Source organism: Candidatus Bathyarchaeia archaeon (assembly GCA_035935655.1).
Classification (GTDB): Archaea; Thermoproteota; Bathyarchaeia; order 40CM-2-53-6; family 40CM-2-53-6; genus 40CM-2-53-6.
Window position 1 is genome coordinate 73,364 of the sequence record DASYWW010000024.1, and the last position, 20,935, is coordinate 94,298.

The following is a 20,935-nucleotide window of genomic DNA, read 5'->3' on the forward strand; positions in this document are numbered from 1 at the left end:
AGCTGGAGACGAAGGCCTAATCAAGAGGGATCGATTAAGATCCATGGGTTCAGGAACAGCTAACAAAAAATGGAAGAGTTAGGCGGGCGAACTGCCAGCTCAATCTTGTCATTGAGCCGATTCCGTGTCTGTCTCGTTCTCGTGATCATCCTCTATTTCACCATGGTTCACTGGATGGTCTGATGTCTCATTGTCATCGTGTTCCTGCTGATGGCTCTGATTCTGATCCTTGTGATCGTCATCATGACTGGTCGTGGTATTGCCCGTGGACGTGTCTGCAGCGTGGAGGATGGCTACTGTTGGAAGCAGGATCGCTGCTACTAGTAGGATAAGGGCTATCTTCTTCGAGCTCTTCACCTCCAGGCGAAACTTCTCCAGCATATGGTGACTGAAGAGATAAGCCAACAGTTTTGAACACTGAATCAACCCGACTTCCCAACCTCCACCGTTCATCGAACGCAGTGTTGGGCTGTTGGTGTCATGTCCACGCGACAGTCCACAATCCTGTCGAACGTCTTAGATAGAATTGACCTAGGGCATTTGGTATGAGAGTATCTGGCGGTGTTGTCGAGGCGATCGGAAATACTCCGATAGTTAAACTCCGTAGGGTCGTACCTTCTGGATCCGCCCGGGTTCTTGCCAAGCTTGAGTTTGAGAACCCCACAGGAAGCATGAAGGATCGAGTGGCGAAGGCGATGGTCGAGGCAGCCGCGGCCGACGGAAGGCTGAAACTCGGCGGGACGGTTGTTGAGTACACTGCCGGCACGACCGGAATCTCACTTGCCCTAGTCTGCGCGGCCAAGGGTTTCCGTTCTCACATGGTCTACTCAGATGCCTTCAGCGAGGAGAAACGCCTGACCATGCAGGCTTTCGGATCCGAGATTAGTATCGTCAAGAGCGACAGCAAGAAGATAACCGAGAGACTTATCAAAGAAATGATCGACAAAGCCGCCGAGATCAGCAAACGGCCAAATCATTGGTACTCTGACCAGCTGACGAACAAAGACGCGATAGCCGGATATTATCCACTAGGAGTGGAGATCTGGAACCAAACCAAGGGCAAGGTGAACGCTTTCGTCCAAGCCGTCGGAACAGCCCACTCAATTCACGGCGCCACCAAGGCTCTTTGGAACCATGATCGCGCGATCCATATTGCGGCCGTTGAACCAGCCGAGTCCGCAGTTCTCTCGGGAGAGCCGACTGGCTCTCACAAGATCGAAGGTGTCGGAATAGGCTTCATCCCGCCGCTGTGGGAACCTGAACTTGTGAACGAGATAATCAAGGTCAAGACGGAGGAGGCCAAGGAAATGTCGAGGCGGCTAGCAAAAGACGAAGGTCTCTTCGTCGGAACATCATCTGGCGCAAACGTGGTAGCCGCGTTGAGGGTTGCGAAACAACTTGGACCTGACGCAACTGTTGTCACGCTCATGGTAGACTCGGGTCTCAGATACCTGAGCACAGGGCTTTTTGGCACCATTTGATTTCTGACAAAAACAAGAGTCATTTCTGTCGGTCTGAGGCTTCGACCCGAAGGACCATCATGAGCTCTTTGAATTTCAAAGGCACATCGTCTTTTCCGTTCCAGCTGTCGTACGCGTCGAGCACATCTCTTACGAACCCAAGAAGAAGCAGGATGTATTCCGAAACCAAGACAATACGCTTCCTTCATGAAAGGGTGAACAGGAACTTAGACAGATCAGCTAGCCGAAACTAATCACCGCTGAACAGTGTCGAGAACAGCTTTCTGTTGCTCTTTAGCCATTGACGCTCCTACCGTTAGACGCGAACGCTGATTGATTCCCATTCCCCAGGAACCACATACGTGCGGAAGTGCAGATCTCTTACAAGACGTGTCAGGTAGGATTGGATCGCCGGTTTCCCTGGCAACCTTCCTCCCCATCCACCGAACAGTGGGTTGAGATTCGCGGTCACGACGATGCTACCGGGGCGCGTGAGACGGCGGAGGTGTGGAACGTATCCTGGATATTCGCGCCAATCGCCGTCTAGAAACACGACGTCATACCAGCCCTTGAGCCTGGGTAGGACGTCTTGTCCACGGCCGCGGAGAACGCGTATCTGCGTGGAGAGGCCTCTTTGCTCAAACGCTTGCTCAGCAAGGTCCGCATGACCCGGATCCCCTTCAATTGTGTCCACATGACAACCGGGACCTCCCGCAGAAGCCATCAAAGCAGCCGTGTAGCCGTGACCACAACCGACCTCCAACATTCGTCGCGCATGCGTCAACGACGCGATCACTGTCCAACGAGGTGCTTGCATTGGGTCGCTGGGAAATAGGTCACAATCTCGCCCGTGTCTACGCCTATGCTGGATGGATAGTGTGTGTAGATCAAGATGAACATCTGCGCGACCACCATAGATTGACCTGAGCATTTGTCTAACGCTCTTCTTCAAGATTGAACGCCTCTCTTGCTGCCTCAGACCAACACGAACTGCTCGTGGGTTAAAGAATTATCACAGCGATGGAGGAAAAAATCAAGCTTCGGTTCGATCCCTGGTTCTGCTGTGAATCACACGTTTGCGCCGCAGTTAGGACACTTCGTAGCGCCGCCGGGGATTCTTGACCCGCAGTAATTACAAAATGCGGTGCTCGTGACTCCGGCCGGTATCCCTCGCAGGCTGAACCCGCCCCGGACAATCAGATTCGGGTCCTTCACATGTTTGAAGACTATCCATCTGCTATCTCTCGAATCAAAATAGACGTCTCCCACCCCACGCAACCGTCCCAGTCTAGATTGTTCCATGCGAATATTCGACAAATCTGGAACCAGCAGAGTAGCGTTGTGCGCGATCACCCGACGGTTCGTTAGATAGTATTTCCTTCCCATGTCAACAATGAGACTCACAAGGCTCGCAACCAGAAATACGAACAAGAGGATCGTTGCGGCGGCGTCTGCCTCATCTCCAAGTGATACCCCATTAATGTTAAGGATCCCGAAGAGGGACAAAAACGCCAAGAATGGATACCGAAGATGGTAAGCAGGTCTCCCCTTCCAGACGACTTCCTCACCTGACTCTAGTTCCACTCGCATCAGCTCAACTTTCGGAGATAGACGCAGGCGAGGATGCCTGACTGAATGAATTTATCTTGTTACTGCGGACCGGATTACTTGATTTCGGCTCCGACAGCCTATCTCGAGACTACTTTTTTGCGTAGATTTGGTAGCCCAGCAAAAATGAGCCCAGCTTGGAAATGCCAGCGTAGCTAGGAGAGAAGATTGACTCGAAACCGTCAAACCCGCCTCTCGAAACAGGGTATTGACTTCTCGTTCGATCTTGACATGTGCGAAGAAGATTCTGTTCACTTGGCGAAGATGTTAACTATGTAAAATGGTCTTATTGGCAATTTCCGGCAAGACTATTTCTTGAAATCCGGTATGCCCACCATGTTCGAGGAAGAACCTAAGGCACGATGCCCAGATTGTACTCAATCGCTCACATTCATCCGGACCAAAACGCACCAGAAACGATGGTACTGCTACGCCTGCGAGAAATACGTCGACCGTCCCACTGAACCAACACTCCTCAAGGACGCGCACGCCAGGATTGAAGCCATCAACGGCCTCCAGGTAATAGATTCCCATGGAATGATAGTCGGCCGGGTCCGAAAAGCAATCTCAAACGAAACTGGCGATGTGAGATCATTCGTCCTTTCTGTCGACAAGGAGCAATTCAAGACCCTGCTGGACGAAAGGGATTTGCCACGCGAGTTCGAACTGGGACATGAGAAGATCGCAACAGTCGGGGATGTCGTAATACTTTCAGACGTGTTCTCGCCTAGCGCGTTCGCACCACCGAAACCTCCGGAAGAGTCTTCGAACATCGGTAAATGTTCAAGGTGCAGCGCCCCACTTATCGCGGGCGCAAAACACTGCATCAAATGCGGAGCATTGTTGACATCGGCTTCCTGCGTGTCCTGCGGAACACTGAACCCTACAGAAGCTAGGTATTGCAAGAACTGCGGCAACAAGCTAACATAGTATCAACACGCCTATCTTCCACGTCTTCTTCTTGGCTCAGATGAGCTCGTTCCACGCCGTTGAAGATCTATCGTATGAGCGTGAGAATCAGGTTTTATCTTGTCGGCCTTGCCGTTGCGTTTCTTGAGGAATTCATCACTCAAGGCATTTTGAAGAGAAACCTTGTGGGTTGGCTCATCCCAACGTTCATCGCCTTCGTTCCATTTCTGATAGTAGTTCGTCAAATTGGCAGAGTCTTAGACAGGAGGACGCTCGAATCCAAGGCCGTCCCGTATTACTATCTAGTATCCGGTGCCATAGGGCTGATGATAGAGTGGCTAGTTATCGGACTTTCTCCATGGAGTAATCCTGCAGCGAATCCTTTACTCACGATAACATTTCAGCTCGGCATTTTCAGTTTCTGGGGCAGCGTGGCATTAACGCCGAGATTGATGCTTGACAGGAGAGATTCGGTCACCGGTGTTAGAAAGTGGTACAAGCTTTTCCTAGCATCCGGCTTCGCATCCATTTACCTGCTCACGTCTTTAGCTTCAAGGGATGCAAAATTCACCGTCGGAATAGGGTCCGTCTTGGCGACGTTCATTCCTCTGAACTTATTTTACCTCAAGTACATTCGAACTCTTCGAAAAACAATCTGATGCTGGCAAGGCGGCACAAATCTCGAGCACCTAAATAGCCAACTCTTTCGATCCTGTTTCTAGCAGAGGACGAGAGCAAGTGTCAGACGCCGAAGATAATCTATGGTCAGACCTTGACCTTGCTGCGGCGAATGTGAACCGGGCAGGAACAGTTCTCGGATCAACCATTGCCGTATTCACCTTCCTCCTCTTCTTCCTCTTCCCGCGATATGCCTCGGGCCAGATCGACCCTGTTCTCTTCCAGATTACTCTAGGTGCAGTAGTCCTGACGATTCTCTCGTTCAGCATTTGTATTCTATTCTGCTATAGGATCGGCGTTTTGAAAATGAGCTCCGCCGAGAAGCGCGCGAGTATGCAAACAGGGACACTATTCTGGCTCATTGGCACTCTTTTCCTGGTGTTAGAACCAGCGTTGATACTTTTCACAATCGGGCTTGCGTCTGTCGGCGTTGTGGCGTTGCTAGCATGGCTCTTGTACGTCTTCTTCACTTTGCGTGACGCAAGAAAGTATCAAGCGTTAAGCGGACAACTCAATTAGAAATTGAACAATTGTAGAGCTTGTAAAAGGAACGAGATTTACGCCATCTGGTTTGGATTCTAAGAACCGGACTACGAAGGATTGGACTGTGAAAGATGGCTAGTTCAACACTAGAGAGCAGGCTCGCATTGATCCACAGGGTCATAGTGCCGGACCAGGTAAGTCCAAAAGAATACGCTATTCTAGTGACTGATCGTCGATCGATCTTTATTCGTCAGAAGAATACGAGAGGCAACTTTTGGCTTCGTCGCGAGATAACATACGGAACCGCGCTGATCACCGACGTGGTACCAAAGACCCTCGAAGACTATGAGCAGACCAGCATGGATTCCTTGGCCGCGGATACTGCTAACATCACAATCCCCCATGAGGCAGTTGTTTCGCTTGCGCTGAAGAAGGAGAAGCAGAAGCCTCGCAAATTCGATTTCTTTGTTCGGTTGACAATGAGAATGCAAAGGGAAGTTTTTCAAGTGTACGACTTCGAGATGCGCTACAAACAGAACTCAAACCTTGATGCCGCGATCAAGTTTTACATGGTACCCTTGGGCGCGTATCTCAAATCAAGAAGACAAACCCAGACGAGGGAGACAATCCTTCAAGAATACGCCACAGATGCATTGGAGGTTTTCCGAGGAGTTGTTCAGACCAAGATCGTAGAATCGTAGAGCTATTCTCGGGCCTGAACAGATCACGGTCCCGATTTCACGGCCCGGACGCTATCGCTCCTTCCTAGACGGTGCTCTGAACGGAGCTTGGAGTTTCCTTGCTTGAAGGCTTCTCGGTATTATTTGGAATATCGCGACCCCTAAGACCCCAGCAAGAATCAGGACCCCATAATAGTTGAGAAGGTATTCTCCCGGGGCGAAATTGGCCTGAACCCAGTTCCGCATATTCACGTTCGAACCATATTCCTGCACAATGCCACCGTAGATCATGATCATGACAACAGCTTCGACGAGCGCGATCGCAAGGGCCTTTGAGGGCAGATGGAATGGCCTCCTCCCGGTTGGCTTCGCTTCAATTGCAGCCACGGCTTCAGGGAAGCCAGAAGAGAGGCTCCTTTGCACGACAAGAGCCTCCAGCTCGTACAGTGCCGATTCAATCAGGCTGCTAGCCCGCCAGGTTCTCCTCATTGTAAAGTAGTAGGTACAGAGGCCCACTCCGCCTATCAGCAGTGGAATGGAAACGGGGAGGAGAAAGGCAGAGGCTGACGAGTCCCACGGGATCAGATTTCCTACACCCAATTCTCCGAGGCCCCGAGAGGAATAGACCCATGCGGCGGTGCCGAATCCGATTGCAATTAGGCCGATGGCAATTTGGGTCCGTCCCTTCCAATTAACGTCGGCGGTGAATACTGCTTGTACACCCTTTTGGGCCGGCCGTCGTTTTCTCTTAACGCCGTTGAGGCCGTTAGCCAACGATCAGTCAGTCCGCTGCAGATCCAAGCTTGGTAAGAACCGTCTCCGCCAGGGACCCTTCGAGAAGCTCTTTTGTGAGGCGCCGGTATTCCTCGGAGGCCATGTTTCGAGGGGCGTAGACTAGACCTGGTATCCCCTTGCTGGGAGCTTCCGCCATCCGGATCGAACGCGGGATCACGACCTTGAGAATATGGTCGCCGAACGATGTTCTGAGCTGCTGGACAACCTTCTTTGACAATCCCGTTCTCTTATCGAAGAGCGTGAGCAGTATTCGATAATCGAAGTCGGTTTTCGCCCGCGATTTTACGATCCGCATGAACTTCAACAGTGTCGGCAGGCCATCCATGGAGAGGAATTCAGATTGAACGGGAACGATCATGAGGTCACACGCAACGATCGCGTTAACGGTGAGAATGCCAATGTTTGGCGGGCAATCGATCAGAATCGCATCATACTTGTGCTTGGCAACCGCGAGAGCCTCCCTAAGGACGAACTCGCGACCAGGGATGGAGGAGAGTTCGACCTCTGCTCCCGCAAGATCCAGGTTACTAGGCACGAGGGTTAGATTTTCGACCTTCGTCCCAAGCATTACCTCCTCCATTTTTCTCGACTGGGCGAGGGCATCGTAGACCGTGTAGAGCAGTTTGGACTTCTGGAAGCCCAGGCTGACCGTAGCGCTCCCTTGTGGATCCAGATCTACTAGCAGGACTCTTCTTCCGAGTTGTGCCAGCGCGGTGGCGAGGTTGACGGCTGTTGTGGTCTTGCCGGTTCCTCCCTTGTTGTTTGCGAAGCTTAGGATCATAGCTGGAGAGAGCCCGTAGTCTATGGGTTGGTAAGAAACTCATTCGCAGATCAAGTTGCACCTGACATCAAAATGCGATCAGATTTGGCAAGAAAGTGATCGGTGCTTTCGAACTTTCGATGATTTGCCCTCGACACTATATTACCAGCGAAGCGCCACGCCAGGGCATGTTGTTAGATAATAGATGAGTGATGGACGAGCCAGCTAATACAAATACCATTCCTCGATACAAAAAGCGGGGCATGAGGATCCCACGATTCGCACTTTCATGTAAATCTCAGATCGTCCAGGAAATACGGCATCTCGTTCCATTTTCGATGTCATCCCCTGAAACCCCTGACCAGGTTTCGATCCGGAAGTTCCGATTGTAAACGAAGTTTTAATCAGCAGAAAGCCCGTTTTCCGATTTCATGAACCGCGAAAACATCCCTACGCAGCTAGCGACGGCAAAGAAGGAAGCGGCCACCCGCTTCCTGACCGATAGCGCCCGCGCCGCCTACTCGACCAGAGCAGTCTCCTACCAGCTTGACCTAAACATTGTCGGGGTAGGGATAGGAAAGAAGATCAAAGGCGGACAACCAACAGCGACCGACGCGGTTCGAGTATATGTGAACAGAAAATTTCCCAAAGCACAGATTCCACAACCACAACTGGTACCCCCGATAATCCGCGGTGTCCCGACGGACGTTGTAGAGACAGGCCGGTTCCGAGCCTTCACTATGCCACCAGCACCAACCACCCCTAGAGACCGCTTCCGACCAATCAGACCAGGAACCTCTATTGGTCCACCCCCAATCGGAAACCTCGTTGAGGCAGGCACTTTGGGCGCGATCGTGAAAAGCGGAGGCGCCCAATACATACTCAGCAACAACCACGTCCTCGCCAACGAGGACAAGCTTCCAGTTGGAACCGCGATCTTCCAACCTGCTCTCCTTGACAAGGGGAACCAGACAATCGATCAGGTTGCGACTCTGTCGAAGGCTGTGCCGCTTTCGCCCCGTGGAAGCAACAGTGTCGACTGTGCCATAGCAGCAATCGACAAAGCCGTTCAAGCAGATCCTACGATCTTGCCGAAGGTCGGCAAGCTCGCAACCACCACACCTATCGACGCAACGGATGGAATGAAGGTCCACAAGGTCGGCCGGACGACAGGCTACACCACCGGCTCTGTGCTCGACATAAGCGCCGATGTCAACATTCAGTATGATGTCGGGACCCTAACCTTTCAAGGACAGATTCTGATCTCTCCCGACATGGGACAGATGTTCTCAGACGCTGGGGACTCCGGATCGCTCATTGTCGACAGAGGATTAGGAAGGGCAACTGGCCTACTCTTCGGCGGTTCACCTAAGTCAACCATTGCGAATCATATCTCGGATGTTCTAACGGCTCTCCAGATCCAGCTTGCAGGATAGGTTCAAGTGAAGGAAAGTCCAACGCCCTAGCCTGAGATAGTTGGGCCCTCCCCAGACCAGCCCTGATCCTAGGGACCTGAAACGAAAGGTATCCTCGCAGATATTGCGGCTACCGGGGGTCAGCGGGATAGGCATCCCAAAAGGCCGCCTAACCATTTACCTGGAAGAAGACTCAGATGATGTCAAGAACAGGGTTAGAGAGGTCTTGAAAACGGTCTCTCCTGAGGCAGATGTTGTTTTCATAGTCACAGGGAAGTTCTCGAGGCAGAGCTCCGATTAGTGTATGACCTCAGACCCTATTCAAACCAAGAAAATCGCCGAGACTTTCGACGATCTGGCCCACGATCGCTGTTGCAAATACAAGTCCAAGGGCCTAACGGCGAGCACCGAAGTGCTTCTGGAGATCCTTGCCAGGAATGGCCTGGCGGGAAAGACGATTCTTGATATCGGATGCGGAACAGGCTTCTTTGCATTGGAGACGCTCAGACATGGAGCCTCTTTGTGTGTGGGTGTTGACTTATCGTCCGCCGCGATTCACGAAGCCAACGAGTTCGCGAAAGAATCCGGATTTCAAGAAAGAGTAAAGTTCGAAGTCGCGAACGCGGCCTCCATGCAGCCCACTGCATCTGACATTGTCGTTATGGACAAGGTTCTCTGCTGTTATCCTGACGCCGACTCGCTACTGAAGACCGCTTCCCAATCCTCCAAGGAATTGCTAGGTTTCGTTGTTCCACGAAACGAAGGACTGATGAAACCCCTGATGAGGGCTGGAATAGGGCTAGCCAATCTGGTCGAGAAGTTGAGAAAAACCGGTTTCCGTTTGTACCTCCATCCTTTGCGTTCAGTCGATAAACTTCTTGTCAAGAACGGGTTCCAACGGTCCGGCAAGGCCACGTCTCGATTCTGGCTGGTCTTTCTGTACAAGAGAATAGGACCCGGCGTACCCGACCAAGGATAGATCCCCCTTGGAAGCCAAAGAGGTTGTAAACCGGCTCAGGTCGATGGGCGACCCGAAGGCAGTCGAGGGCATGGCCCGGTTTGGAATCAAGTCAAGCAGCTCTTTCGGGGTCTCGGTCCCTGCCCTCCGAACCTTAGCGCGAGAGATCGGAAGAGACCACCAGCTCGCAATACAGCTTTGGGAAACTGGACTGCACGATGCTAGACTCCTAGCATCTATGATTGATGATCCTCAACAAGTCACAATAGGCCAGATGGAGAAATGGGTTCAAGATTTCGACTCTTGGGATGTTGTTGACGGTTCCTGCGGGAATCTCTTCGACAAGACCCCGTTTGCCATTGAGAAGGCTAAGGAATGGTGCAGACGAGAAGAAGAGTACGAGAAGAGGGCGGGCTTTGTCCTGATGGCGGAGCTAGCGGTTCATGACAAGAAAGCGAAAGACCAAGTCTTCCTCGACTTTCTCCCCCTGATAATTGGTGGAGCTTCTGATAAGAGAAATTTTGTCAAGAAAGCCGTAAACTGGGCCCTTAGACAGATCGGCAAACGAAATCTAAAGCTTAACAAAGCATCTGTTTCTACTGCTCTCAAGATCCAGAAAATGGATTCCGGAGCAGCGAAATGGGTTGCCTGAGACGCGCTGAGAGAACTGAAAAGCCCACAAGTCAAGAAGAGGCTGCTCAGAAGCAGATGACGCCAATAATAAGCGATTACCACTTATTACCTGGCTACCTAAGAATCTCGCTTTTTCTGTCGCTTTGATTTTCTTGTAACTATTTCTTTCTGTTAACTAAATATTGACCCCCCGGGGGGTCTGTTTTTCCCGCGCCGCGCCCTTCCTGAATCACGGAGAATTCCACGTTCACCCACCAATCCCGGACGCTTCTTCCTTCGTGACGTCTGCATCTAGCCTTTCAGAGCCCTGAACACAGTCTCGACCTTCGATAGCCTACGCCACCAATTCGATGCTTAGATCGGCGAGCCTGTTACCCGGTTGGCCCGGGGTAGGGTTACGATAGGAGCATTTGACCAAGCGCGCGTTCAATGATTCTTGCAGACCTATCCTCAGGAGCGCGTTTAGAGCGTATGTTGCGAAGCCTAGTTAGAAACAAGCGAGCAGTTGACACTATCATGGCCTCGCTCCTAATGGTCGTCATAGTAGTAGCCGCATCAGGCATAGTCTTCGTATATGCGACTGGGCTCTTCGGGGCGCTGACGCAGGCGCCGAATCTTCAGAAGGAAGCTCTTAGCATGGAGTTCTCTAGCTTTGGGCCGCAGAACCCAACCTACAACGTAACTCTATACCTGAGAAACACTGGTGGAGCGCCAATCTCGCTGACAGGATATTATGTTAAGAATTCGAATTCTAGCCAGTACGCCAAGACTGCCTGGACCGGCCCGCCATCCATAGCTCCAACAGCATTGGGACAAGCCCAGCTTCTGATATCTGGATCGTGCCTCTGCACCAACACGGGAGGCGCGTTCACGTTTGCGACAGGAAACTCTTACACAATAACACTGTTGTCTTCCCGAGGCAGCACCTTCACCTACTCTGTCGTTAGACTCAGCTAATCAGAGTGCGCTTATCTTCTCGTAGAACTCGACCAGGCTCCGCGCTGCAGGCGCCTCCAAGTTAAAGGCGAAAATCTTCATGCCCTTCTCATACCTTTCAAAGAGCAGGATCTTGGATTTCACCAACGGCTCGGCAATTCTTGCAACCGTTGACGGGGATACGTCAAGTACTCGGGCAAGCCCTGCTTGGTTGAAGACCTTCTGTCTATTCTGGAGCAGATGTTCCACCAATCGGACTTGTGCTTTCGATTGAAACAGATCAACCAATCTCAACGTCTCTCCGCCTGTTACGAGTAATCCACCCTGGTTCCGATCTCTCTGCCTTGCAGAGCGGCGATGATATTGTTCGGGTCCCCGAGGGACACGAATCGAGTAGGTATTTTCGCTCTCTGCATTATCTTGATCGCCAGCGGGTCAAGCAATTCGTAGCGGCCCGCAAAGACTTCTCCTCCCATCGCCCAGCTCAGCAGCTTGTCCACGTGGACAGATCTGATCAACTTGGCCTTCGGGTTCTTCTTCGGATCCTCAGTATAGACCCCTTCGACATCAGTACCATTGACGAGGAGTTCGGCCCGTGTAATCTCCGCCGCAAGTGCTGCAACTGTATTGGTCGACTGGCCTGGTTGCAATCCGCCCATAACCACAGCCTTCCCTGGCCCAACATAATGGGGCAAGTCAGACAAGCTGATCGGAATATGTGACGATGCTATCGAACCCAGCGCTAGTCGCAACAGCTCAGCATTCGCTCTGGTAATCTGGATTCCGAGGAGATCAGAGGTCGACTCTTCCGCGCCAAGCTTTCTTGCAACTCCAATGTACGTTCTAGCGGTCTCCCCTCCCCCCGCAACCAGTACGAGCTGATTCCCTTTCTCGACGAAAGCTCCCAGAACCTTACCCATGTCCTTGATAGCTTTCACGTCTGGTTCGCGGTGAAACAACGCGCCACCAAGTTTGACAACCGCCCGCAATATCCGTCGATCTTCGACGTTGCAGCCGTCACTATATTAGAAGTGGGGAATCTAGTCGAATACCTTGAATCAGAGACTGTAGTGTAACCCAGATCTCGGAAAAACCGTTTTATACGCAAAACCCACCTATGCCATGTGAGGACCCGTCAACAAGATGTGTAGCACCTGCGCGAAGCACAATCCAGGAAAGAAGAAAAAATCCAAAATGTGAACGAGACGGGCTAGAACCATAGGCCGGGGTCCTTACTTTTTCTCGCTGGAGGTGGAATAGCCAGTGACGAGCTCAGTTATGTCCGCATCGGACTCGGTTGCCCAGTTTAAGTTCAGACGAACCCTGGAACAACTGGCACGGAAAGAAGGTCGAGGAACAGAACTCATTAGCCTATACGTTCCCCCAGACAGGAGAATACACGAAGTCCTCGGTCAGCTTCGAGAAGAAGCCGGCACAGCATCCAACATCAAGTCACGCACTACCCGCCAAGCGGTCCAAGACTCCATAGAGCGGGTGATGCAGCGCCTGCGATTGTTCAAGGAACCACCGCCTACAGGCTTGGTGATCTTCGCAGGAATGATTCCCCAGAATGGTCTTGGAAGTGAGAGGATGGAGATCTACGTTCTTACCCCTCCAGAGCCGATAACGGTAGGCTTCTATCGGTGCGACGCTCGCTTCCATGTCGAACCTCTCCTCGCGCTCGTTGTCGAGAAAGACACCTACGGAATAATCGTGATCGACGGGACAGAAGCAGTTGTTGCAACCCTCAAGGGACGCAGGGTCGAGATCGTCAAATCATTCACGTCAGGAATACCAGGGAAGAGCCGCGCGGGTGGACAATCGGCCAGACGTTTCGAACGTATCAGGGAACAGGTTGCCAATGACTACTACAAGCGCGTCGGTCAACACTTCAACGATATCATGCTTGCAATACCTGACCTCAAAGGAATTATCATCGGTGGACCCGGACCCACCAAATACGTCTGGTCCGAAGGAGAATACCTACAGTACACGCTGAAGAAGAAAGTGCTCTCAGTCGTCGACACAAGCTATACGAGCGAAGCAGGTGTCGAAGAGGTTGTCGAGAAGAGCAGCGAGATCCTGAAAGGGGTCCGATACAAGGAGGAGAAGCAGATGGTCCAGAAATTCCTCTACGAACTCGGACACGAAACAGGCAAAGGAGTGTATGGAGAACTACAAGTCCAGAAATATCTGGAAAAAGGCGTTGTTGATACTTTGCTGATATCGGAGAAGCTGGAGGGTCAAAGACTCGTACTCAAATGCAAGAACTGTGGCAACATAGAAGAATTCCGAGGCACGAGGTACGAGGCGCACGCTCTCAAGAACGAGCTGGCCACACGACCATGCAAGAAGTGCGGCAGAACAACTCTCGAAGTCGTTGAAGACAGCGACATAATCGACAGCTTCCTCGACTACGCGGAGAAGGGCGGAAGCAAGGTCGAGGTAGTCTCAGAAGAGACGGAGGAGGGACGAATGCTCCGCGACGCTTTTGGAAAGGTTGCCGCGGTTCTACGTTATCCTGCTAGCTAGTTTGAGCGAGAGGATTACGGCGCGAGCTAAGGCGGTATTCTTCGACCTCGGAGAAACGCTCGTAACACAAAACATCGAAGATAACCTGGTTACAATGAAGGCGCTAGAGAAGATCAGCAAGATCCTACCTCGCCACAAATCCCCATCCGATCTCTTCAGGATCTACAAGCAAGGATACAAAGTGAATGAGGCATTTCGCTCCAAGCATCACGTAGAAATTCCAATTCAGGCCTGGATGGTACAGCTCTTAAGACGAGCACTCGGCGAAGAGCCCGACGACCTGACGGAGGAAGCGACAAAGATAATCATATCCGCCAGGGCTGAAAATGCAATGGTATTTCCGGACTCAAAGCGCCTATTGGAGAGACTCTCGAAACGAAGGATCAAACTCGGAATAATATCGAATGTATCCTCTCATGAAGTTGCAGTGGAGATCCTGCGAAAAGTCGGTCTCCTAGATTATTTCCGCACGGTCGTAACATCGGCCTTTGTTGGTATCCGTAAACCTGACCCTGGAATCTTTCTCTATGCGCTAACGCAGTTCAAGCTGCAGCCTCGTGAGGCAGTGATCGTTGGCGATTCAGAGAGACACGACGTCTGGGGAGGCACGATCACCGGCATGAAGACAGTGCTGGTTTCAAAGAGACCGGTTACCGACAGCATTGCCGATTACCACTTTACAAGTCTCGCCGAGGCATCCGATACCCTAACGTCTCTATAGGTAACTCGCAAGAAGCATTCCGGCCACTCCCAGCAACAAGGAGAAGGGGAGGCCGGGGAACATCTCGTACTTCGACAAGGCTTTGAATCCGAGAAAGGTTCCCGCCAATATCCCAATAGCGGCGCCGAAGAACGAGATAATGCCTCCAAAAGAGACGAGCGCCGTGGTAGCCACAAGTGAGTAGAAGACCATGTCTCCCATCCCGATTGTTAGTTCACCGTAGGTAAAAACGGCTCCAGGCAGATCACCCTCCTCGATTGTTTTCGCGAGCGCTCCCACGGGTCCGCGGAACACCGCGACAATATCATAGATGACGAGCGCTCCGACCAAGACCAGCGCGGTCACGGGGCCGATCGAGTAGCCCAGGAAAATTCCTGTCATTGCCCCGATAAGTGTAACACCGATCAACTGATACTTTCGCCCCCTCCAAAATATTGTGAGGCCAATGGCCGCCGCTGTTCCCACAGAAACACCTAGGAGAATAATTGAGAGTAGAGGGTCTGACGGAGGGTTTGGAATCAGGAAGAAGATCGAAGACGCGTACCAGAACACTACTGCGAACGACACAATGAGGACTGCGGCTTTGATCAACGATCGAATGAATTTCATTCTGCCTCTTCTGATAAGGAGAAGCATTGCCGTCGCGCTTGCGCCGAGAGCGATCACGAAGATGACTGCGTTAAGACCAGCGGAGCCCAGTGTATCGCCCTGAAACGGCGTAACCTGAAGTTGGGGAACGCCCTGTTTTGAGATCGGATATCCCAAAACACCTGTAACAGCCAGGCTGAGAATTACGGGATAGAGGTGGCGTGGGCGCGGCTTGAAGGCCCTATATTCTTCCTCTGCCATGGAGCCCTAGATCTCGATAACGTCGCCCGTTTTCGGAGCCTTCGCGTCCAAACCCTGTTCCTTGGACGCCCACTCGGCAAGCTTCTTACAGTTTCCCTCGGCCCCGTGCACAATGAACACTTTCGTCTTCTTATCCAGATCGGAAAGTGTCAGTTCGAGTTCTCGTCGGCCCCCATGGGATGAGAAATCGAACCTCTCTACCCGAGCGTCCACCGGTCGGGCTTTGCCGTGAATGACGAACTTTTTCCTCTCCAACAAGATTCTTCCCGGGCTGCCGGGCACCTGGAAGCTGACCATAAACACCGCATTCTGCTTCTTCGCAGCAACATTCTCCATGTAAAAGACAGACGCGCCCCCTTTCAACATCCCCGCCGGCGATATTATCACGCCCGCGGTCTTTGCAGCTCGCCTCCGATCATTCCAGCCATCGACCCAATGAGCCATCTTGCTGGCCCGTTCGAACACGGACGAGTCCCTGAGAGATGATGGATACTTCAGCAGCATCTCCATCGCATCCAAGGCCATTCCATCGACAAAAACCGGATGCTCGAAATGATAGGCGGAGAGCACCGAGAGCAATTCCTGGGACCTGCCAACACCGAAGGCAGGTACTAGGACCGTCCCGCCTCCCTCCACCACTTCCGTTACTTTCTCGACAAACTCTTTTTCCAAACCATCCCGTATCGGGTGGTCTTCCGTCGCGTAGGTTCCTTCGATGATGATCGCGTCCAGGTCCTTGTAGTTACCGGGGTCTGCGCCGTCGACGAGCCTTGTCGGTTGACGGTTGAAGTCGCCTGTGTACAGCAACCGTTTCCCTTCCGAAGTGATTATGGCTTGAGCGCTACCTGGTATGTGGCCGGCATTGACTAGCGTCAGGGACGCGTCTCCAACATCGATCGACTGGTGGTACTGAAGCTCGCGCTGGTGCTTCAGCATCGTCTGAAGATCCATGAACTCGTATGGCGCATAATATCCGCTGAGCTTCAGGAAATCCTTGATGATCAGACTGGTCAGCGTGAAAGTTGGCTGAACGCCATAAAGCGGAACGCCTCCGTGAATGTAAAATATCGGAGCCGATCCGACATGGTCCAAGTGCGCGTGGGTAAGAACAATCGCCTCCACCTCTTTCGGAGGAATGTGCATCGGAAATCCGACGTGATGATTCACCATTACGCCATAGTCCAAAACCAGATACTTGCTACCGACGCTTACTGCGAATGCGGACCTGCCTACTTCCTGGCAGGCACCCAAGAACCTGATCTTCATCCGTTCACCATAACAGTGTGAGATGAATTATCGCGAGAAATTCTTGTTCACGCTACGAATGAACGGGTTTGAAAGACTACAATAAAAAGTGAACGAGCGCAACTGTAGGAGCGCTTGAACTAGAGGTACGAGAAATGACGTTCAATCCGCTCGCGGTCAAAAGCGTCGAGATTATCTCATCCGCGATACCATCAGAAGAATACGAGTCAGCCGGGTCAGGCTCATGTTGGCGAAAGGAAGAACGACTATTCTTCGCTGGTCAAGTTTCAAGGAACCTTTCTTCACCTACTCCCTGTAGTGAGAAGGTCCTCTTATCCAGCCCATGAACCTGCCTGGACCCGACAATAATCTTCATGTTTAGGCAGTCTTCTTCCCAAATAAAGAGCGCATCGCGCAAAAACACCCCGACCAAGTCTCCGGAGAGATTTTTAGGCACGATTACGATAGAAGAATCCACTTCGTTCGGTTGGTATTAGAGTGCCAGTTCAGCTTCTCGTTGATTCGAAGAATCTCAAAGGCTCAACCCTCGTCACAGGGTTCCATGGTGTAGGACAGACGGGTTACATTGCGACCTCCTACATGATACACGCACTGAAAGCAGAACGAGTGGGCTTCATCCAAGTCGCAAACCCACCTCCCTGGGTCGGGACAGCGGACGGAGGACTGGTCACACCTTTCGAGGTCTACCGGAGAGGTAAAACCGTCTTGGTCAAGCTAGAATTTTCTCCGCACAGATCCGAAGAAGCAGAGTTCGCAAAGGCCTTGGCAAACTGGGCTGTGAAGGGCAAATTCAAGGACGCGATTCTGATCGGAGGACTCGATTCGTCGTTCAGAAACAACAACGACGACTTTTGCGTCGTTCCGACGGGTGCGTATATCGACCAGGCAAAAGTGTTCAAAGCGCCAATCCTCGAACCCGGCTTGCTCGTCTATGGCCCGCTAGCGGTCATGCTGAGTGAGTTCGAAATACACGACTTCCCGGCAGTAGCAGTTCTTCCCTACGCGGAGCCAGCCCGGGCCGACCCTGCAGCCGCCGCGTTAGCCATTCGGAAAATCTCGAAAGCCTACAATTTCAAAGTCAACCTGAAAGAACTGTTGAAGGACGCGAAACTTATCGAGCGAGAGTACGATCACAAGTCCAGACTTACGAAATCTCACGAGCGACTGTACGCCTAGTTTAGTCGCCGAATGATCGAATCGACTGTACGATCCGGCTTCGCCCCTTTTGCTTGGATTCTGATAATCTTGAGCCTATGAGTCGCTCCCGATAGTTCCTTCCCAACCGCAACACCGTACTCTCCCTCGGAAACGAGGAACAACTGTTTCGGTGACATTCGCTTGATCCAGGCATTCACCATTTCCGCCCTCCGCTTGTACATCATCGGGTCGTGACTGTCGAAACTCTCCGTCTGCGCCAACGGAAAGGTCTCATCGAGCTCCATCGGCACTGGACCGAATGGAATTGTGTAGAAGCAGACAGATACCTTCACCTTGTTCGCGAGCTTGCTAACTATCGGTAAATTGCGAGGGTCCTCATGGTAAGGTCTCCTCCATCGGCCAGGCAGGAGAACCACAGCGTTACGCCGCTCTACTGGAATCGAGGACCTGCGCACACTGTATCGAAAAATCTCGGGCCTATGATCACTGACCTCCCCGAGATGGGAGATCCCGCGTGGCTTAACGGTGGGCGTGAACCGTTCTAGCAGGTGGGAATGTTGAACAATTTTTGCAAGGAATTTCTTGAAAGCCGGGTTTGCGTACGCTCGATGTTCAATGAGATCCCACAGAAGACCCCTTCTGATCGCTTCTCGTATCTTGCGCAGTTCTGAGAAACATGTGAGAAGGTTGTGTTTTGACAGGAGCTGTTCCCTCTCGGATGCTTCCAGACGTCTCATTTCCTCGGGGGTTGTGCTGTCACAGATCTTGCACATGCACGAAAATTCTTCGATCTCGGCCAGTTCTTGAGTCCCGTCGGAGGTGAGGTATCTGCCTCTGCGAGCGTAGAGCGCGTAGGCTGCAGAATCGAACAAATCACACCCTAGGGCGACTATGAACGGGAACATTGCAGGGTGGCCCGCGCCGAACAGATGCAAGGGTCGGGAGTGAGGGAGACTCTTCTTGGCAGCGACGATCATATCCACCAAAACGTCGAAACGCTGCGCCTCCATCAATTCCGTAGGACTGCCGAGCGCGTAGATAGAGAACGGTCGCTTGGCCATTTCCATCGCGGACCGGGCAACCTCTTTGATGTGGATTCCGCCCTGCACTGGACCTACCCATAGAATGTCCTTTCGTTTGATTCTCTTCAGAGCCTCGTCCGCCCTGCGAACTGTCTCGTCGACAGTCCATCCCGCGCGTTTTGCGTCGCTGTGAAAGCCTGTAGGAAAGTCAAGAATCACTCCGATGTCAGTGTCAATCTTTTCCTGGTAAGCAACGATCTCGGCAGGCTTCACCCCAACGTGGCCATACTCAAGAATCTGGTATGCCCCTGAGTCCGTAGCCACTGTCTCCCTGAAACCCAGGGTCACATGAACATCCCTTGGAGGCTGACCAGGTCGCCCTCTCCTCAAGAGATAGGCGTTCGTCATTATCGCTCTGATGCCTTCCTCGTGATAGAATTTTGAATCTAGAACCGGGAGGTTCGGGTCGATAACTGGGAACATGTGCGGTGTTTGAAAGCTACCGCTCTTAGTGGTCAGTGTTCCGATTCTGCCTAGAAGATCTTTGCCGTGTACCTGAAAAGACAAAACGGGATTTAGGCCTTGACGCCTTTTTCCCTCATGAACTCGTCGAAGACCCTCTGAACTCGCTCAGCAGCTGGACCAGTGCCTTCGATGATTCCCTTCTCGTTGACCCGGATCCGGTCCATCACAACGATCACTCCAGCATCATCTATTACACGCACCATCCTAGGGAAGACCCGTTCGAGTCGATCGCCGAGACTCTGAAGATCGAATGGCTTCTCGAAACTGGATATTTGGACAATAGTGTCACCGTTCAGAAACACCTTGTGAATATCCCCCGCGTCCGACTTCGCGTTCGTGAGGCAGACACTTAGCGTTTCAGTGTCGACGCCGGTTAGAGTGCCAATGAAGGTCTTTCCTTGGGTCGTCAAGACACTGACGTGCTTTTGGAGAAGATTCGATAGCTCCTCCATGAATTTTCGGCCGGCGGTCGAAGACAGTGCTCTAGTACCCTCGAAGCGTGCTGACTGGGAGACCCGCTATATCACCTTTGGTTCAGAGGCGACTGTTGCGGGCATCTTCAGCTTTGCAACGATGGCCCTAGCCTCTCTTGCATCTCTGGCTGAAACCAAGACGTGGAGATTGAGAATCTCAAACCGTCGTGAGCACTGAGAACAAGTCTTGCCCTTGTTTCTAGAATCGACAATCTGATAGGCCTGACAACGTGGGCATTTGATTATCCAGAACTTCTTTCTGTCAGTCACAGCGTTCTCTCCAATTCTATTGGGTCATAGCGAGCGAGCCAGTTCACAATTCCTGACTTGCCATTGCTTCCTCTCGACAAAGCGCGTCGTGTTTCCCTGTAAATCGCCTGGGCTGACTTTCCAGTGGTGTCAATCTCAAACACTTTCCGTATTCCCAAGAGTGATCGGGATTGTTGGAGGGACGCATCTAAAATCTCTGCCTCGGTGTTCTCCCAAGCTTTCCGCTTGGTCCATCCTCTCGCTCGCAGACGCTTGTAGAGAACAACCGGGTCTAGCCGAAGGACCAAGGCTATTTTCACTGAGTTCTTCGGAAGGAATCCGCCAACCATATGAGTTGGGACAACCATTCTCTCTGATGAACGCGACAGGGCTTCCAGTCGCTTTCGAAGCTTTCGTTCATCGATAACATAGGTCCTCCGAGTTCTGTCATGGCGGGTGTAGAGCCTTTCTTTCTTTACCAGATAGCTAGGTTCGACTAGTTTGAAACCTAGCCTCCGCGAGAGATTCTTGGCCAGTGCCGTCTTGCCGACCCCCGGGGTGCCGGTAATGAGAATAATGTTGGCCAAGTTTGTGATCTAGTGCTCCGGCCGGGACATTCAGACTCCTTTAGAGCCTTTTGAACCCGGGTCGCCGGATCGAGAGTCCGGCATACTTTCGGCCAAACTTGTAGACCGGGCTATACTACCGGAGCAAAGGCTTCCAGAAAATAAGTTTCAGTTAAGGATTGTCGTTTTCTCCAACCACTTTCCAGCACTGACTCGAGCAATTCTCGCCAATGATCAGGAGAGATTGCGACGCAACAGA

Annotated in this window: 27 protein-coding genes and 1 tRNA gene; 14 read left to right on the forward strand and 14 right to left on the reverse strand. The window is 52.0% G+C overall.

Annotation, left to right across the window (positions count from 1 at the left end; genetic code table 11):
* Positions 1–108: 108 nt before the first annotated feature.
* Positions 109–426 carry a hypothetical protein gene (locus VGS11_04680; GenBank protein HEV2119384.1) on the reverse strand — a complete coding sequence of 106 codons (318 nt, stop codon included), beginning with the start codon at positions 424–426 and terminating at the stop codon, positions 109–111.
* A gap of 119 nt (positions 427–545) precedes the next feature.
* Here VGS11_04680 and VGS11_04685 point away from each other — a divergent pair, with 119 nt between their 5' ends.
* The gene (locus VGS11_04685; protein HEV2119385.1) at positions 546–1,481 is read left to right on the forward strand and encodes a cysteine synthase family protein; all 936 of its coding nucleotides are present in this window, start codon (positions 546–548) and stop codon (positions 1,479–1,481) included.
* 19 nt (positions 1,482–1,500) lie between these two features.
* Here VGS11_04685 and VGS11_04690 read toward each other — a convergent pair whose 3' ends face one another.
* The 3 genes from VGS11_04690 to VGS11_04700 form a co-directional block, all read right to left on the reverse strand.
* Positions 1,501–1,650 (reverse strand): hypothetical protein, encoded by a 150-nt coding sequence (locus VGS11_04690; protein ID HEV2119386.1) that lies wholly within the window; start codon positions 1,648–1,650, stop codon positions 1,501–1,503.
* A 126-nt stretch (positions 1,651–1,776) separates the two neighbouring features.
* Entirely contained in the window at positions 1,777–2,412 is a 636-nt protein-coding gene (locus VGS11_04695) for a class I SAM-dependent methyltransferase (GenBank protein ID HEV2119387.1), read from the reverse strand.
* Between the two features lie 116 nt (positions 2,413–2,528).
* Positions 2,529–3,050 carry a zinc ribbon domain-containing protein gene (locus tag VGS11_04700; GenBank protein HEV2119388.1) on the reverse strand — a complete coding sequence of 174 codons (522 nt, stop codon included), beginning with the start codon at positions 3,048–3,050 and terminating at the stop codon, positions 2,529–2,531.
* A 345-nt stretch (positions 3,051–3,395) separates the two neighbouring features.
* On the opposite strand from VGS11_04700, the gene VGS11_04705 reads away from it, so the two are divergent.
* From VGS11_04705 to VGS11_04720, 4 genes are all read left to right on the forward strand, one after another.
* Positions 3,396–3,998 carry a zinc ribbon domain-containing protein gene (locus VGS11_04705; GenBank protein HEV2119389.1) on the forward strand — a complete coding sequence of 201 codons (603 nt, stop codon included), beginning with the start codon at positions 3,396–3,398 and terminating at the stop codon, positions 3,996–3,998.
* 59 nt (positions 3,999–4,057) lie between these two features.
* Complete coding sequence (locus VGS11_04710; GenBank protein HEV2119390.1) at positions 4,058–4,636, forward strand: hypothetical protein; 579 nt, start codon at positions 4,058–4,060, stop codon at positions 4,634–4,636.
* A 79-nt stretch (positions 4,637–4,715) separates the two neighbouring features.
* A complete protein-coding gene (locus VGS11_04715; GenBank protein HEV2119391.1) occupies positions 4,716–5,174 on the forward strand; it encodes a hypothetical protein in 459 nt (152 codons plus the stop codon).
* Between the two features lie 95 nt (positions 5,175–5,269).
* A complete protein-coding gene (locus VGS11_04720) occupies positions 5,270–5,839 on the forward strand; it encodes a hypothetical protein (GenBank protein ID HEV2119392.1) in 570 nt (189 codons plus the stop codon).
* A 51-nt stretch (positions 5,840–5,890) separates the two neighbouring features.
* Here the strand turns inward: VGS11_04720 and VGS11_04725 are convergent, their stop codons facing one another.
* Both VGS11_04725 and VGS11_04730 read right to left on the reverse strand, forming a co-directional pair.
* Positions 5,891–6,592: a hypothetical protein gene (locus VGS11_04725; protein ID HEV2119393.1), complete on the reverse strand. Its 702-nt coding sequence runs from the start codon at positions 6,590–6,592 to the stop codon at positions 5,891–5,893.
* A 7-nt stretch (positions 6,593–6,599) separates the two neighbouring features.
* Positions 6,600–7,394: a ParA family protein gene (locus tag VGS11_04730; protein ID HEV2119394.1), complete on the reverse strand. Its 795-nt coding sequence runs from the start codon at positions 7,392–7,394 to the stop codon at positions 6,600–6,602.
* Positions 7,395–7,804: 410 nt separating this feature from the next.
* On the opposite strand from VGS11_04730, the gene VGS11_04735 reads away from it, so the two are divergent.
* The 5 genes from VGS11_04735 to VGS11_04755 all read left to right on the forward strand — a co-directional run bounded on the left by VGS11_04735 (position 7,805) and on the right by VGS11_04755 (position 11,336).
* Complete coding sequence (locus tag VGS11_04735; protein HEV2119395.1) at positions 7,805–8,809, forward strand: hypothetical protein; 1,005 nt, start codon at positions 7,805–7,807, stop codon at positions 8,807–8,809.
* A 40-nt stretch (positions 8,810–8,849) separates the two neighbouring features.
* Entirely contained in the window at positions 8,850–9,089 is a 240-nt protein-coding gene (locus tag VGS11_04740) for a hypothetical protein (protein HEV2119396.1), read from the forward strand.
* A gap of 3 nt (positions 9,090–9,092) precedes the next feature.
* Positions 9,093–9,767, forward strand: a complete 675-nt coding sequence (locus tag VGS11_04745; GenBank protein HEV2119397.1) for a methyltransferase domain-containing protein — start codon at positions 9,093–9,095, stop codon at positions 9,765–9,767.
* Positions 9,768–9,774: 7 nt separating this feature from the next.
* Positions 9,775–10,398 (forward strand): DNA alkylation repair protein, encoded by a 624-nt coding sequence (locus VGS11_04750; protein HEV2119398.1) that lies wholly within the window; start codon positions 9,775–9,777, stop codon positions 10,396–10,398.
* A 497-nt stretch (positions 10,399–10,895) separates the two neighbouring features.
* Positions 10,896–11,336: a hypothetical protein gene (locus tag VGS11_04755; protein ID HEV2119399.1), complete on the forward strand. Its 441-nt coding sequence runs from the start codon at positions 10,896–10,898 to the stop codon at positions 11,334–11,336.
* Here the strand turns inward: VGS11_04755 and VGS11_04760 are convergent, their stop codons facing one another.
* Together VGS11_04760 and pyrH are read right to left on the reverse strand one after the other, a co-directional pair.
* On the reverse strand, positions 11,337–11,603 hold the full coding sequence (locus VGS11_04760) for a hypothetical protein (GenBank protein ID HEV2119400.1): 267 nt from the start codon (positions 11,601–11,603) through the stop codon (positions 11,337–11,339). It abuts the gene before it with no gap.
* Between the two features lie 20 nt (positions 11,604–11,623).
* Positions 11,624–12,304, reverse strand: coding sequence for a UMP kinase (gene pyrH, locus VGS11_04765; GenBank protein ID HEV2119401.1), 681 nt, complete (start codon positions 12,302–12,304; stop codon positions 11,624–11,626).
* Positions 12,305–12,578: 274 nt separating this feature from the next.
* On the opposite strand from pyrH, the gene prf1 reads away from it, so the two are divergent.
* Both prf1 and VGS11_04775 read left to right on the forward strand, forming a co-directional pair.
* Positions 12,579–13,847: a peptide chain release factor aRF-1 gene (prf1, locus tag VGS11_04770; GenBank protein ID HEV2119402.1), complete on the forward strand. Its 1,269-nt coding sequence runs from the start codon at positions 12,579–12,581 to the stop codon at positions 13,845–13,847.
* A 1-nt stretch (position 13,848) separates the two neighbouring features.
* Positions 13,849–14,568, forward strand: a complete 720-nt coding sequence (locus VGS11_04775) for an HAD family hydrolase (protein ID HEV2119403.1) — start codon at positions 13,849–13,851, stop codon at positions 14,566–14,568.
* Here VGS11_04775 and VGS11_04780 read toward each other — a convergent pair.
* Both VGS11_04780 and VGS11_04785 read right to left on the reverse strand, forming a co-directional pair.
* On the reverse strand, positions 14,563–15,417 hold the full coding sequence (locus VGS11_04780; protein ID HEV2119404.1) for a hypothetical protein: 855 nt from the start codon (positions 15,415–15,417) through the stop codon (positions 14,563–14,565). The genes VGS11_04775 and VGS11_04780 overlap by 6 nt on opposite strands.
* Positions 15,418–15,423: 6 nt before the next feature.
* Positions 15,424–16,683, reverse strand: coding sequence for an MBL fold metallo-hydrolase (locus VGS11_04785; GenBank protein HEV2119405.1), 1,260 nt, complete (start codon positions 16,681–16,683; stop codon positions 15,424–15,426).
* Positions 16,684–17,160: 477 nt separating this feature from the next.
* On the opposite strand from VGS11_04785, the gene VGS11_04790 reads away from it, so the two are divergent.
* On the forward strand, positions 17,161–17,859 hold the full coding sequence (locus VGS11_04790; GenBank protein ID HEV2119406.1) for a PAC2 family protein: 699 nt from the start codon (positions 17,161–17,163) through the stop codon (positions 17,857–17,859).
* Here the strand turns inward: VGS11_04790 and tgtA are convergent.
* On the reverse strand, positions 17,856–19,430 hold the full coding sequence (gene tgtA / locus VGS11_04795; protein HEV2119407.1) for a tRNA guanosine(15) transglycosylase TgtA: 1,575 nt from the start codon (positions 19,428–19,430) through the stop codon (positions 17,856–17,858). The genes VGS11_04790 and tgtA overlap by 4 nt on opposite strands.
* 8 nt (positions 19,431–19,438) lie before the next feature.
* Positions 19,439–19,840, reverse strand: a complete 402-nt coding sequence (locus VGS11_04800; protein ID HEV2119408.1) for an Lsm family RNA-binding protein — start codon at positions 19,838–19,840, stop codon at positions 19,439–19,441.
* On the opposite strand from VGS11_04800, the gene VGS11_04805 reads away from it, so the two are divergent.
* On the forward strand, positions 19,839–20,039 hold the full coding sequence (locus tag VGS11_04805) for a hypothetical protein (protein ID HEV2119409.1): 201 nt from the start codon (positions 19,839–19,841) through the stop codon (positions 20,037–20,039). The two genes, VGS11_04800 and VGS11_04805, sit on opposite strands and share 2 nt — an antisense overlap.
* Positions 20,040–20,127: 88 nt before the next feature.
* Here the strand turns inward: VGS11_04805 and VGS11_04810 are convergent, their stop codons facing one another.
* Together VGS11_04810 and VGS11_04815 are read right to left on the reverse strand one after the other, a co-directional pair.
* Positions 20,128–20,697 (reverse strand): adenylate kinase family protein, encoded by a 570-nt coding sequence (locus VGS11_04810; GenBank protein HEV2119410.1) that lies wholly within the window; start codon positions 20,695–20,697, stop codon positions 20,128–20,130.
* A 13-nt stretch (positions 20,698–20,710) separates the two neighbouring features.
* Positions 20,711–20,822: transfer RNA gene (locus tag VGS11_04815), tRNA-Glu, on the reverse strand.
* Positions 20,823–20,935 lie beyond the last annotated feature (113 nt).

Excerpts from the sequence above, each read along its gene's own strand:
- VGS11_04745 (HEV2119397.1), top strand. The coding sequence starts at position 9,093 with ATGACCTCAGACCCTATTCAAACCAAGAAAATCGCCGAGACTTTCGAC.
- VGS11_04700 (HEV2119388.1), bottom strand. The coding sequence starts at position 3,050 with ATGCGAGTGGAACTAGAGTCAGGTGAGGAAGTCGTCTGGAAGGGGAGA.
- VGS11_04735 (HEV2119395.1), top strand. The coding sequence starts at position 7,805 with ATGAACCGCGAAAACATCCCTACGCAGCTAGCGACGGCAAAGAAGGAA.
- VGS11_04720 (HEV2119392.1), top strand. The coding sequence starts at position 5,270 with ATGGCTAGTTCAACACTAGAGAGCAGGCTCGCATTGATCCACAGGGTC.
- VGS11_04785 (HEV2119405.1), bottom strand. The coding sequence starts at position 16,683 with ATGAAGATCAGGTTCTTGGGTGCCTGCCAGGAAGTAGGCAGGTCCGCA.
- VGS11_04780 (HEV2119404.1), bottom strand. The coding sequence starts at position 15,417 with ATGGCAGAGGAAGAATATAGGGCCTTCAAGCCGCGCCCACGCCACCTC.
- VGS11_04800 (HEV2119408.1), bottom strand. The coding sequence starts at position 19,840 with ATGGAGGAGCTATCGAATCTTCTCCAAAAGCACGTCAGTGTCTTGACG.
- VGS11_04805 (HEV2119409.1), top strand. The coding sequence starts at position 19,839 with ATGAATTTTCGGCCGGCGGTCGAAGACAGTGCTCTAGTACCCTCGAAG.
- VGS11_04755 (HEV2119399.1), top strand. The coding sequence starts at position 10,896 with ATGGCCTCGCTCCTAATGGTCGTCATAGTAGTAGCCGCATCAGGCATA.
- VGS11_04685 (HEV2119385.1), top strand. The coding sequence starts at position 546 with ATGAGAGTATCTGGCGGTGTTGTCGAGGCGATCGGAAATACTCCGATA.
- VGS11_04730 (HEV2119394.1), bottom strand. The coding sequence starts at position 7,394 with ATGATCCTAAGCTTCGCAAACAACAAGGGAGGAACCGGCAAGACCACA.
- VGS11_04705 (HEV2119389.1), top strand. The coding sequence starts at position 3,396 with ATGCCCACCATGTTCGAGGAAGAACCTAAGGCACGATGCCCAGATTGT.